This is a genomic window from Enterobacter sp. SORGH_AS_0287 (assembly GCF_031453695.1).
GTDB lineage: Bacteria > Pseudomonadota > Gammaproteobacteria > Enterobacterales > Enterobacteriaceae > Enterobacter > Enterobacter ludwigii.
In genome coordinates, this window is sequence record NZ_JAVIZW010000001.1 from 3,156,355 (window position 1) to 3,169,391 (window position 13,037).

Genomic DNA, 13,037 nt, shown 5'->3' on the forward strand with positions numbered 1-13,037 from the left:
TCTCCTTAATTGGTCGCGGTCATCTCACCTGGCTGCGCTGCGCTGGCCGTCTGGGCGGCACCGCCCTGTGGCGCGGACTGCAGCGGATGCGCATCAAAGTATTTACGCAGACCGTTATAGATCGCTTCGGCAATTTGCTGCTGATAGCTGTCGCTGCCCAGCAGGAGTTCTTCAGCGTTATTACTGATAAAGCCTGTTTCCACCAGAATCGATGGAATATCCGGCGATCGCAGAACGCCCAGGCTCGCATGCTCCGGACGGCGCTTGTGCAATGACCCGATGCCCTGCAGCTGATTCAATACATTTGTGGCGACATCATACCCGACGCGCTGGGAATGACCGAATTGTAAATCCAGCACCGCCTGGCTGAGATACGGATCGGCCTGGCTGTTTGCCAGCACATCACCCGCCCCACCTAACAGTTCGGACTGTTTCTCGTGCTCTTCAAGCCAGTTTGCCATTTCACTGTTCGCCCGACGGTTTGACAGCACCCACACTGAGGCTCCCGTGGCGTTACGGTTTGGCGCGGCATCCGCATGAATGGACACCAGGAAATTGGCATTTTGCTTACGTGCCACATCCGAGCGGCCCATCACCGAGATAAAGTAATCGCCGTCGCGCGTCAGCACGCCTTTAAACATAGGGTCGTCATTTAGCAGCGTCCGCAGCTTACGGGCAACCGCGATGGTGACATTTTTCTCCCGCGTACCGCCCGGGCCAATTGCGCCGGGATCCTGACCACCGTGCCCCGCATCAATGGCGATAATCACTTTATCACCGCTGACCGCGCGACGTGCGCTGGCCGCCGGCCGCGTCACGGTATTGCTGCTGGTAACGCTGGTAATGCGGTCGCTGTCCGTTTTAAACGGATTACGTGCCGGTTCAGATGGGCGCGGGGTATAAACCGGCTCTTCCACGCGTTTCGCCACCACCGGTGGAGGCGGAGGCGGCGGAGGGGCGTCAGCGTTGATGGTAAAGACCACCGTATAATTCGCACCGTTTTGCTGCTTAACCGCTCTGGTTTTACCCTTTTCGGTTAGGTCGACCACCAGACGCAATGACTGGCTATCTTTTGGCGAGCCGGAACGAATGCTTTTAACCAGATTATTGCCGCTGAACTGGAGCGGTAACCCCTGGATAACCCCGGTTTGTTTGATATCCAGCGCCACGCTGTGGCTGTCTGGCTGTGAAAAAGCATATTCCGGATCGCCCATAAAGCTGAATGTGATCCTGGCCTGGCTTTCGCCGTTCGACACCTGAATATCCGACAGGCTTGCCGCCCCGGCCTGCGCGCACAGCAGCACCGTGGCAGCCAATAACCAACCTTTAACGCGACTAATCATCCCGTCATCCCTACGCTTAACCGGCCAGACGCGCCAGTAAGGAACTACCTGATGAGGAAACAGCACTGATGCGTGCCTCACGCCCTTGTGCCTGGTAATCTAAGTGAATTTCGACATCCGGGTCAGGCAACACACCCGCACCTTGTTGCGGCCACTCCACCAGGCAGATGGCATCATTGGCAAAATAATCACGGATCCCCATAAATTCCAGCTCCTCGGGATCCGCAAGGCGGTATAAATCAAAGTGGTACACCATGAGATTTTCAAGGGTGTACGGTTCTACCAGCGTGTAGGTTGGGCTTTTCACATTGCCTTTATGGCCTAACGCCTGCAGAAAACCCCGGCTGAAGGTGGTTTTACCCGCACCTAAATCACCATACAGATAAATGACGGTTGCCCCCTGACAGGCCTGTGCCACGCGTTTGCCAAGATCTAAAGTGGCTTGTTCATCAGGTAAAGAAATCGCTCGATTAGTCATTTTCTACGTCAATCACATCCGGGTTAACAACACGCCGTAGCGTGCAAAAAAGATCGGTGGCCAGCATTCCGCGTGTGCCGTAACGTGCCGCCAGCTTATCCGCCGCGACACCATGGGCCACGCAGCCAGCGCAGGCTGCATCATAAAGGGGAAGTTTCTGTCCAAGCAATGCGCCAATGATGCCTGAAAGCACATCGCCCATTCCGCCGCTCGCCATACCCGCATTTCCGGCATCGACAATGCCCATCGCCTCGTCGCTGGCGACAACGGTTCCTGCCCCTTTCAGAACGGCAACACCTCCGTAACGTTTTACCAGACGCCGGGCAGAAAGTAAGCGATCGCTTTCAATTTCTGCCACGCTGCAGTTAAGCAGGCGCGCGGCTTCGCCGGGGTGCGGCGTCAGAATGCGATTGTGACGCTTATCAGGATTGATTGCCAGAAGGTTCAGCGCGTCGGCATCCCACAGCATCGGTTTACGAAAATTCTCGACCTTCTGCAGGGCCTGTTTCCCCCAGGCCTGCTGCCCAAGCCCCGGGCCAATGACCACGACATCCGCCCATTCGAGACTCTCTTCAAGCGACTGCGGCGTCAATTCATGCACCATCAGCTCCGGGCGGGCCGTAATAATTGGCGCACTATTTTCGATGCGCGTCAGTACCCGCACTAAACCGGCACCGCAACGCAATGCCGCTTCCCCCGTCATGCGGATAGCCCCCGCCGTACCGTGGTCACCTCCAATGATCACCAGCCTGCCGTGATCGCCTTTATGGGACGTCGGGCGGCGCGGCGGTAGCCACTGTGCCAGCAGCGAAGCATCAACGCGCGAAACGTGGGTTTCCTGCCCGGCAAGCCAGCTCTCCAGCCCCAGTGCGTTATGGTGCAACGTTCCCGTGACATCCCGCGCTTTACCGGTAAGCAGCCCCGGTTTCAGGGCGATAAAGGCAACGGTGTGCGCGGCCTGAATCACCGCGCCCGGCGTCGTGCCGGTTTGCGCCATCAAGCCAGAAGGTATATCCAGGGCCACCACCGGCGCGCTGTGGGCATTGGCACGTGCAATCAGGGTGGCAACCGGGTCGCGCGGCGCACTGCGAAGCCCGGTGCCCAGCAGGCCATCAATAATCACATCAATCTCTTCCGGCCAGACGATATCGGTGGCATGAATAACACCGCCCGCGTTCAGCCAGGCTTCCCGCGCCGCACTGGCCTCTTCTGGTAGCGGTTTATCGCTCTCCAGCGCCAGCAACGTCACGTGGATCCCGGCGGCAACCGCCAGGCGGGCGACGACATAACCGTCACCGCCGTTATTGCCGTGTCCGCATAAAATCAGCCAATGCGACGATTCAGGGTAAGCCGTGCAGGCAACGTTAAACGCCGCTTCACCCGCGCGTTGCATCAGTTCATACAGGGTAATGCCGAGGCTGTCTGCGGCCTCTTTTTCGGCGTGCCGGAGGTCATCCGCATGCCAGATGGAATGTGGTATACTTTCGGGGTTTTTCTTCACAGTATGGTCCGTCATGTCACAGCCCCTCGATCTCAATGAATTAGCGCAAAAAATTAAACAGTGGGGTGCTGAGCTTGGCTTCCAGAAGGTCGGTATCACCGATACCGACCTCTCCGCCAGCGAGCCGAAACTGCAGGCATGGCTGGATAAACAATACCATGGCGAAATGGAGTGGATGGCGCGTCATGGCATGATGCGTGCCCGCCCACACGAGCTGTTACCCGGTACATTACGCGTCATCAGCGTACGCATGAACTACCTGCCCGCCAACGCGGCGTTTGCTCGCACGTTAAAAAATCCCGCTCTCGGTTACGTAAGCCGGTATGCCCTGGGCCGTGATTACCATAAGCTTCTGCGTAACCGTTTAAAAAAACTCGGGGAAACTATTCAGCAGCACTGTGTGTCGCTGAATTTTAGACCGTTTGTAGACTCTGCGCCTGTTCTTGAGCGCCCGATAGCAGAAAAAGCCGGGCTTGGCTGGACAGGTAAGCACTCACTTATCCTTAGCCGCGACGCCGGATCGTTCTTTTTCCTCGGTGAACTGCTCATAGATTTGCCGCTGCCGGTAGATGGTCCGGTAGAGGAAGGTTGCGGGCGCTGCGTGGCCTGCATGACCATCTGCCCGACGGGTGCCATCGTTGAGCCTTATACGGTGGATGCGCGCCGCTGCATCTCCTATCTCACCATTGAACTCGAAGGGGCGATACCGGAAGAATTCCGTCCGCTTATCGGGAACCGTATCTACGGCTGCGATGACTGCCAGCTGATCTGCCCCTGGAATCGTTACTCGCAGCTTACGGATGAAGACGATTTCAGTCCTCGTAAAGCGCTTCATGCGCCTCAGCTTATCGAGCTCTTCGCCTGGAGTGAGGCCTGGTTCCTGAAAGTCACCGAAGGATCCGCCATTCGGCGTATTGGGCATCTGCGCTGGCTACGAAATGTCGCCGTTGCGCTGGGCAATGCGCCCTGGGATGAAGCCACTATTCAGGCGCTCGAAAGTCGCAGAGGTGAGCACCCACTTCTTGATGAACACATAGAATGGGCGATTGCGCAGCAAATCGAGAAGCGTAATGCCTGCGTTGTCGAGGTGCAGCTGCCGAAGAAACAACGGCTGATGAGAGTGATTGAAAAAGGGCTTGTACGGGATGCTTGATATATTCACAGCCTGTGAATAAAAATAAAAACTCAAGCGCCATCGGGGCTGGCAATGAGGTCAAGTGATCTAAATAACATTTTGAAATGAAATTTACTTAATTAAATTCAGTATGTTACGAAGATATTATTCACCCTGCTAATTTTCTTCTGGTCTGTAACTGAGTAGGGCTTCTGTGGATAACTCTGTTCACAAGAGTATTTCAGATGCAATAGAAAATGTCCCCAACGAAGCATTCCGCTGTGGATAATCTGGAGATGATAAGAATTTGGAGCGGGAAACGAGACTCGAACTCGCGACCCCGACCTTGGCAAGGTCGTGCTCTACCAACTGAGCTATTCCCGCTTGGGTGGTCCGTGCTGTGGAAGCACTTTCAAATTTTGGAGCGGGAAACGAGACTCGAACTCGCGACCCCGACCTTGGCAAGGTCGTGCTCTACCAACTGAGCTATTCCCGCTTGGGTGGTCTGTGCTTTAGAAGCACCTTCAAATTTTGGAGCGGGAAACGAGACTCGAACTCGCGACCCCGACCTTGGCAAGGTCGTGCTCTACCAACTGAGCTATTCCCGCAAATTTGCACTGCTTTTGTTGCTGTCGTAACGTGTATTTCTCTGTCGTTACGGGAGGCGCATTATACGAGAAATCCGTTTAGCTGCAACCCCCCTAAAAGCGTTTTTTGTGAAATTCAGTTCAAGTGATGGAATATTCATCGCTTTGCACGTTTTTACACCATTCATGCGTTCTGTAGGCCGGGTAACGCGCAACGCCCCCGGCAACCGCCTGAATTACAGCTTAATAAAGTTCTCGCGATAATACGCCAGTTCGGCCACGGACTCACGGATATCGTCCATGGCCTGATGCGTTCCCTGCTTTTTAAAGCCATCCAGGATTTCCGGTTTCCAGCGACGCGCCAGCTCTTTCAGGGTGCTCACATCCAGATAGCGGTAATGGAAGTAAGATTCCAGCTCCGGCATGTACTTAAACAGAAAACGGCGATCCTGACCGATGCTGTTACCGCAGATAGGTGATTTGCCCGCCGGAACCCACTGTTTCAGAAACTCAAGCGTTGCCAGCTCCGCCTCGCGATCGCCCATGGTGCTGGCCTTAACGCGCTCCACCAGCCCGCTCCCCGTATGGGTGCGCACGTTCCACTCATCCATTAACGAAAGCTGGTCGTCAGACTGATGAACCGCGATAGTCGGCCCTTCCGCCAGAATATTCAGGTTGGCATCGGTCACCAGGGTTGCAATCTCAATAATGCGATCGCGCTCGGGATCCAGCCCGGTCATTTCAAGATCGATCCAAATCAGGTTGTTTTCATCCGCGCTCATGTTATTTTCCACCCTTCTCGCATAACCGGCTGTAGCAGGTTAACTAGTATTAATTAGAGTGTATCATAGAGGTTTTGCCCCTTACGGGCGACCAGGAGCCAGCGCGATTGAGTAAAAATAAACTCTCCAAAGGGCAGCAGCGCCGTGTGAATGCCAATCACCAGCGCCGTCTTAAAACCACTTCGGAGAAGGTCGATTACGACGACAACCTGTTTGGCGAACCGATGGAAGGCATCGTCATCAGCCGTTTCGGTATGCACGCCGACGTGGAATCCGCCAACGGTGAGATTCACCGCTGCAACATCCGCCGGACGATTCGTTCTCTGGTAACCGGCGATCGTGTGGTCTGGCGCCCGGGTAAAGAAGCGGCGGAAGGCGTCACGGTAAAAGGCATCGTTGAGGCGGTCCACGCGCGTACGTCGGTACTGACCCGTCCCGATTTCTACGACGGGGTTAAACCTATCGCAGCCAACATTAACCAGATCGTTATCGTCTCGGCGATTTTGCCCGAACTTTCGCTCAATATTATCGACCGATACCTTGTCGCCTGTGAAACGCTGCAGGTTGAACCGATCATCGTACTCAACAAAATCGATCTGCTCGATGAAGACGGTATGAACTTCGTCAACGAGCAGATGGATATCTACCGTAACATTGGGTATCGCGTTCTGATGGTTTCCAGCTATACCAAAGATGGTCTGAAACCGCTTGAAGAGGCGCTTACCGATCGCATCAGCATCTTTGCGGGACAGTCCGGTGTGGGCAAATCGAGCCTGCTGAACAACCTTCTCGGCCTCCAGCAAGAGATCGTGACCAACGATGTGTCTGATGTTTCTGGCCTGGGCCAGCACACCACAACCGCGTCACGCCTGTATCACTTCCCGCACGGCGGCGATGTCATTGACTCTCCGGGCGTGCGTGAATTCGGTTTGTGGCACCTTGAGCCGGAACAAATCTTCAACGGATTTGTCGAATTCCATGATTATTTAGGTGCTTGCAAATACCGCGACTGTAAACATGACAATGACCCGGGCTGCGCTATCCGTGAAGCGGTCGAGAAAGGCGAAATAGCGGAGACCCGCTTTGAAAACTACCACCGCATTCTCGAGAGCATGGATCAGGTAAAAACGCGTAAAAACTTTTCTGATTCTGATAACTGACAACTAAGCTAAGCATCGCTAAAATCGTCCCCTTTTTTCAGGTTCCGGCGCTTTGCGGCCGGATCAGGAACGACAAAACAATGGCCTGGAGGCTACCTTGTTAAACTCATTTAAACTTTCGCTTCAATACATTCTGCCGAAACTGTGGCTCACTCGCCTGGCGGGCTGGGGCGCGAGCAAACGAGCGGGCTGGCTGACCAAACTGGTCATCGACCTTTTCGTAAAATATTACAAGGTCGACATGAAAGAGGCGCAGAAGCCGGATACCGCCAGCTACCGCACCTTCAACGAGTTTTTCGTCCGCCCACTGCGTGACGACGTGCGCCCGCTGAATACGGACCCTAACGTGCTGGTGATGCCTGCAGATGGCGTGATTAGCCAACTGGGTCACATCGAAGACGACAAAATCCTGCAGGCGAAAGGCCATAACTACAGCCTGGAAGCGTTGCTGGCAGGTAACTACCTGATGGCGGATCTGTTCCGTAACGGGACCTTCGCGACCACCTATCTCTCACCGCGCGACTATCACCGCGTGCACATGCCGTGCAACGGCATCCTGCGTGAAATGATCTACGTTCCGGGCGATCTGTTCTCCGTGAACCACCTCACGGCGCAGAACGTACCTAACCTGTTCGCCCGTAACGAACGCGTCATCTGCCTGTTTGATACTGAATTCGGCCCTATGGCGCAGATCCTGGTGGGCGCGACCATTGTCGGCAGCATTGAAACCGTCTGGGCTGGCACCATCACCCCACCACGTGAAGGCGTGATCAAGCGCTGGACCTGGCCTGCCGGTGAAGAAGAAGGCTCTGTCGCCCTGCTGAAAGGTCAGGAGATGGGTCGCTTCAAGCTGGGCTCAACCGTTATCAACCTGTTTGCACCGGGTAAAGTTAAGCTGGCCGAACAGCTTGAAAGCCTGTCGGTCACCAAACTGGGTCAGCCGCTGGCCGTCTCTACCGAAACCTTCGTAACGCCGGTGGCAGAACCTGCACCGTTGTCCCAAGAAGAGATCGACGCCGAGCACGACGCCAGCCCGCTGGTTGACGACAAAAAAGACGAAGGCTAATAACAGAAGGATCGCTGACGTGCGCCCGATTATCGTTCTACTGATGGCCTGGTGCCTCAGCATGGGGGCGTACGCAGCGACAGCCCCCGACGCAAAACAGATAACCCAGGAACTGGAGCAGGCAAAAGCGGCAAAACCCGCTCAGCCAGAGACCGTTGAGTCGCTCCAGTCCGCCCTGAACGCGCTCGCGGAGCAAAAAGGCTCCCTCGAGCGTGCGCAGCAATATCAGCAGGTTATCGACAACTTCCCCAAACTCTCGCAAACGCTGCGCTCGCAGCTCAGTAATCTGCGTGATGAACCGCGCGATATACCGGCGGACATGTCTTCTGATGCGCTGAATCAGGAGATCCTCCAGGTCAGCAGCCAGCTTCTGGAAAAGAGCCGTCTGGCTCAGCAGGAGCAGGAGCGGGCGCGTGAAATTGCCGACTCGCTCAGCCAGCTTCCCCAGCAGCAAACCGATGCCCGCCGCCAGCTTAATGAAGTTGAGCGTCGCGTTGGTACGCAAAGCGGCAACACGCCGCAAGCGCAGGCGCAGAATCTGGGGCTGCAGGCCGAATCTGCTCGCCTCAAAGCCCTTGTCGATGAACTGGAGCTGGCGCAGCTCTCCGCCAATAACCGCCAGGAGCTGTCGCGGATGCGCTCTGAGCTGGCGCAGAAGCAGAGCGAACAGCTGGATGCATATCTGCAGGCCCTGCGTAATCAGCTTAACAGCCAGCGGCAGCGCGAAGCCGAGCGTGCGCTTGAAAGCACCGAACTGCTGGCGGAAAACAGCGCGAACCTGCCCAGCGGCATCGTTGAGCAGTTTAAGGTCAACCGCGAGCTCTCTGCGGCGCTGAATCAACAGGCGCAGCGTATGGACCTGGTGGCCTCGCAACAGCGTCAGGCTACCAACCAAACCCTGCAGGTCCGCCAGGCGCTTAACACGTTGCGTGAGCAGTCCCAGTGGCTAGGGTCATCAAACCTGCTGGGTGAAGCGTTACGCGCGCAGGTCTCACGCCTGCCGGAAATGCCCAAACCGCAGCAGCTGGATACCGAAATGGCTCAGCTGCGCGTGCAGCGACTGCACTTTGAGGATCTGCTCAACAAACAGCCGCAAATCCGCCAGATCCGTCAGGCTGACGGACAGCCGCTGACCAGCGAGCAGAACCGCATTCTGGAAGCCCAGTTGCGTACCCAGCGTGAACTGCTGAACTCCCTGCTCCAGGGCGGGGATACGCTGATTCTGGAACTGACCAAGCTGAAGGTCTCTAATAGCCAACTGGAAGATGCGCTGAAAGAGGTGAATGAGGCAACGCACCGTTATCTCTTCTGGACCTCCGACGTGCGGCCGATGACCTTCTCGTGGCCGATTGAGATTGTTCAGGATCTGCGCCGCCTTATTTCGCTGGATACCTTCAGCCAGCTGGGCCAGGCCAGCGTGATGATGCTCACCAGTAAAGAGACCATTTTCCCGCTGCTGGCCGCGCTGATTCTGGTGGGCTTCAGCATTTACTCGCGCCGGTATTTCACCCGATTCCTGGAGCGCTCCAGCGCCCGGGTGGGGAAAGTTACGCAGGATCACTTCTGGCTGACGTTACGCACCGTCTTCTGGTCGATTCTCGTCGCCTCACCGCTACCGGTCCTGTGGATGACGCTTGGATATGGCCTGCGGGAAGCCTGGCCCTACCCGCTCGCGGTGGCCATTGGCGATGGCGTCACTGCCACGGTGCCACTGCTGTGGGTGGTAATGATTTGCGCCACGTTCGCGCGGCCCAACGGTTTGTTCATCGCTCACTTCGGCTGGCCGCGTAATCGCGTTGCACGCGCCATGCGTTACTACCTGATGAGCATCGGACTGATTGTGCCGCTGATTATGGCGCTGATCATGTTCGATAAACTCAACGACCGGGAATTCTCAGGGTCGCTGGGCCGCCTCTGCTTTATGCTGATATGCGGGGCGCTGGCAATTGTCACGCTCAGCCTGAAACGCGCCGGTATCCCGCTCTATCTGGATAAATCCGGTAACGGCGACAACATGTTCAACCGGCTGCTCTGGAACTTGCTGCTGAGCGCACCGCTGATTGCCATGCTGGCAGCGACGGTGGGTTACCTGGCGACCGCCAAGGCGCTGCTGGCGAGGCTTGAAACCTCGGTGGCGATCTGGTTCCTGCTTCTGGTGGTGTATCACGTGATACGCCGCTGGATGCTGATCCAGCGCCGCCGTCTGGCGTTCGACCGTGCCAAGCACCGACGGGCAGAGATCCTCGCCCAGCGTGCGCGTGGCGAGGAAGAGCCAAACCATGTCAACAGCACAGAAGGCACGACGGAAGCTGACGAAGTCGAGCTGGATCTGGATGCCATCAGTACCCAATCCCTGCGACTGGTACGCTCGATCCTGATGCTGATTGCCCTGCTGTCGGTGATCTTCCTGTGGTCGGAAATTCACTCCGCGTTTGGCTTCCTGGAAAACATCTCTCTGTGGGACGTAACGTCCACGGTACAAGGTGTGGAGAGCCTGGAGCCGATTACCTTAGGCGCGGTGTTGATTGCCATTCTGGTGTTGATCATCACCACCCAACTGGTGCGTAACTTCCCGGCGCTGCTGGAGCTGGCCCTGCTGCAGCATCTCGATTTAACCCCGGGGACGGGATACGCAATTACCACCATCACCAAATATCTGATCATGCTGTTTGGCGGGCTGGTCGGCTTCTCAATGATTGGCATTGAATGGTCGAAACTGCAGTGGCTGGTGGCGGCACTTGGTGTGGGGTTAGGGTTTGGCTTACAGGAGATCTTCGCCAACTTTATCTCTGGCCTGATTATTCTGTTCGAAAAACCGATTCGTATTGGCGATACGGTAACGATCCGCGACTTGACCGGCAGCATCACCAGGATCAACACGCGCGCCACCACGATCAGCGACTGGGACCGTAAAGAGATCATCGTGCCGAACAAGGCGTTTATTACCGAGCAGTTTATCAACTGGTCGCTGTCAGACTCCGTCACGCGTGTGGTGCTGACGGTACCTGCGCCGTCGGATGCCAACAGCGAAGAGGTCACTCAGATCCTCTACACCGCCGCGGAGCGCTGTTCATTCGTGATCGATAACCCGGCGCCGGAAGTGTTCCTCGTGGATCTACAACAGGGGATCCAGATTTTCGAACTGCGTATTTACGCCGCCGAAATGGGACACCGTATGCCACTGCGTCATGAGATCCACCAGCTGATTCTGGCAGGGTTCCGTGAGCACGGCATTGATATGCCGTTCCCACCGTTCCAGATGCGTCTGGAAAGCCTGGACGGGCGTAAAACGGGAAGAACGTTAACGTCAGCGGCGCGCACACGCCCGGCAGGAAGTCTGTAACCCTTCTCCCCTCCCTTCCGGGAGGGGAATGTTTAACCGCTACGCCACTTCCGTCAGCAACGCCACAGAACGTCGGCGGTAATTCTCATAAATCCCCATCGCCAGAAGCGAGAAGAAGACTGGACCGCCCACCATCCACAGTGCGCTACTCCAGTCATTCGCCTCAATCACCGGCTGAATAACGGTAAAGATGTTGGCGAATGCCACTACCAGCACCACCACCGTGGTTGCCAGCAGCGTGGCGGCGCGCGTTTTGAAAATCACAAACGGACGCTCAAGATCCTCCTTCGCCTTAAAGAACGGGAAGGCCAGGCTCAGAAAGAGATAAGGCAGCGTCATCGACACATTCGCCATCAGGGTCAGCTTGTTATAAAACGCTGACGCGGTATCCCCACCAAACGACACCAGCAAAATGAACACGCTGACCAGCAGGCACTGCATCCACATGGCGTTGGCGGGCATACCTGCGGTATTCAGTTGCGTCATGCGTGCAGGCCACAGCGCTTTTGGCGTGCCCTGAATTATCGCTTTCAACGGAGAGTAAATCAGCGTGAAAAACGCGCCGGTATAGGCAAGGAACATGGACAAGCCGGTGATGCGTGCAAACCAGACGCCCATCGTTGCCGCCGCTGCCGGTGTCAGATTCATCGCTTGTCCCAGCGTCATCCCCAGGCTTTTCATCAGCACATAGGTAATGTTGCCCAGGTTAGTGGTGTTGTTGCTGAGTACCTGCTGCCAGTTGGTGCTGACGCCCCAGAGGAAAATTGCCAGTGAATAACCAATGGAGATAACTATCGCGGCAAAAATAATGCCTTTCGCAAAGTTCTTTTCCGGGATCTCGGTCTTGTCGACCAGACCGCCCACCGCCTCAATACCGCCGTACGCAAAAATGGCAAACACCACAAAGGAGAGCATAGCGAGCCCGGACTGATAGCTCGGGTTGGGCGAGGAAACGAAGTTCACCTCCTGAGCGAAATGTCCGCCGTTCAGGCACAGAATGGCAATGCTGACCACCAGCAGCACCAGATTCAGGCACATCACCGAGATCCCGCCCACGGCGGTAATGCGGGCAATTTTGTTGATGCCCTTAGACGCCACCAGCGTTACAACCACCATCCAGCAGACGGCCAGAATCCCGACCACCTGCGTGGAGCTCAGACCGGCCAAAGACCAGACCTGAGTGTAATCGCTGCCGAAAACAAACGTCGAAAATGGTACCCAGACCTTGGCCGCCGTACTGACCATCCAGACCACATACGAGGAGAACCACATAAACGTGCCGATAAACGCGTAGCGCGGGCCGATGCTGTTGTTCATCCAGGAATAGATCCCGCCCTCTTCTTTGCGGTAGGCCGCCCCCATTTCCGCCATCATCAGCGCAAACGGTATGAAGAAAAACAGGGCCGAGACGATGTAGAACGGCGTTGCGCTGTAGCCCATCAGATAGAAAGCCGACGGGCTGTTGGCAAAGCCAAAGACGGAGGTAAAAATCATCAGGATGAGCCCGGTGAGGGTCATCTTTTTAAGTGACTGGGACATAGCGCCATCCAAAGGAAGTTAAACTGCGCGGATGGTAGCAGATGACCAGACTAATATTGTGGCTATTAGGGGCAAATTAAGAAAAAGACCTGCGTACAGAGAATGTGGCAGTTTTTAATGTTGT

At 55.9% G+C, this 13,037-nt stretch carries 9 protein-coding genes and 3 tRNA genes; 4 read left to right on the forward strand and 8 right to left on the reverse strand.

Features of this window, described 5'->3' with window-relative positions:
* Positions 1-5 precede the first annotated feature (5 nt).
* The 3 genes from amiB to nnr are packed head-to-tail and all read right to left on the reverse strand — an operon-like array spanning position 6 to position 3,337.
* On the reverse strand, positions 6-1,343 hold the full coding sequence (amiB, locus tag QE396_RS14985; RefSeq protein ID WP_309951608.1) for an N-acetylmuramoyl-L-alanine amidase AmiB: 1,338 nt from the start codon (positions 1,341-1,343) through the stop codon (positions 6-8).
* A 16-nt stretch (positions 1,344-1,359) separates the two neighbouring features.
* Positions 1,360-1,821: a tRNA (adenosine(37)-N6)-threonylcarbamoyltransferase complex ATPase subunit type 1 TsaE gene (gene tsaE, locus QE396_RS14990; protein WP_020882947.1), complete on the reverse strand. Its 462-nt coding sequence runs from the start codon at positions 1,819-1,821 to the stop codon at positions 1,360-1,362.
* Positions 1,814-3,337, reverse strand: a complete 1,524-nt coding sequence (gene nnr / locus QE396_RS14995; RefSeq protein WP_032669653.1) for a bifunctional ADP-dependent NAD(P)H-hydrate dehydratase/NAD(P)H-hydrate epimerase — start codon at positions 3,335-3,337, stop codon at positions 1,814-1,816. Before nnr ends, tsaE begins: the two co-directional genes overlap by 8 nt.
* On the opposite strand from nnr, the gene queG reads away from it, so the two are divergent.
* Entirely contained in the window at positions 3,336-4,475 is a 1,140-nt protein-coding gene (gene queG / locus QE396_RS15000; RefSeq protein WP_309951613.1) for a tRNA epoxyqueuosine(34) reductase QueG, read from the forward strand. The two genes, nnr and queG, sit on opposite strands and share 2 nt — an antisense overlap.
* Positions 4,476-4,744: 269 nt before the next feature.
* Here the strand turns inward: queG and QE396_RS15005 are convergent.
* From QE396_RS15005 to orn, 4 genes are all read right to left on the reverse strand, one after another.
* Positions 4,745-4,820 (reverse strand) — tRNA-Gly (locus QE396_RS15005).
* 36 nt (positions 4,821-4,856) lie between these two features.
* A tRNA-Gly gene (locus QE396_RS15010) sits at positions 4,857-4,932 on the reverse strand.
* A 36-nt stretch (positions 4,933-4,968) separates the two neighbouring features.
* Positions 4,969-5,044: transfer RNA gene (locus QE396_RS15015), tRNA-Gly, on the reverse strand.
* A gap of 215 nt (positions 5,045-5,259) precedes the next feature.
* Positions 5,260-5,805 carry an oligoribonuclease gene (orn, locus tag QE396_RS15020; protein WP_020882950.1) on the reverse strand — a complete coding sequence of 182 codons (546 nt, stop codon included), beginning with the start codon at positions 5,803-5,805 and terminating at the stop codon, positions 5,260-5,262.
* A 107-nt stretch (positions 5,806-5,912) separates the two neighbouring features.
* Between orn and rsgA the strand changes: the two genes are divergently transcribed.
* The 3 genes from rsgA to mscM all read left to right on the forward strand — a co-directional run bounded on the left by rsgA (position 5,913) and on the right by mscM (position 11,374).
* Positions 5,913-6,965 (forward strand): small ribosomal subunit biogenesis GTPase RsgA, encoded by a 1,053-nt coding sequence (rsgA, locus tag QE396_RS15025; RefSeq protein ID WP_020882951.1) that lies wholly within the window; start codon positions 5,913-5,915, stop codon positions 6,963-6,965.
* 97 nt (positions 6,966-7,062) lie between these two features.
* Positions 7,063-8,031, forward strand: a complete 969-nt coding sequence (gene asd / locus QE396_RS15030) for an archaetidylserine decarboxylase (protein WP_020882952.1) — start codon at positions 7,063-7,065, stop codon at positions 8,029-8,031.
* Between the two features lie 19 nt (positions 8,032-8,050).
* Positions 8,051-11,374 carry a miniconductance mechanosensitive channel MscM gene (gene mscM, locus QE396_RS15035; protein ID WP_020882953.1) on the forward strand — a complete coding sequence of 1,108 codons (3,324 nt, stop codon included), beginning with the start codon at positions 8,051-8,053 and terminating at the stop codon, positions 11,372-11,374.
* A gap of 39 nt (positions 11,375-11,413) precedes the next feature.
* On the opposite strand, the gene yjeM is transcribed toward mscM, so the two are convergent.
* Positions 11,414-12,913 carry a glutamate/gamma-aminobutyrate family transporter YjeM gene (gene yjeM / locus QE396_RS15040; RefSeq protein WP_020882954.1) on the reverse strand — a complete coding sequence of 500 codons (1,500 nt, stop codon included), beginning with the start codon at positions 12,911-12,913 and terminating at the stop codon, positions 11,414-11,416.
* Positions 12,914-13,037 lie beyond the last annotated feature (124 nt).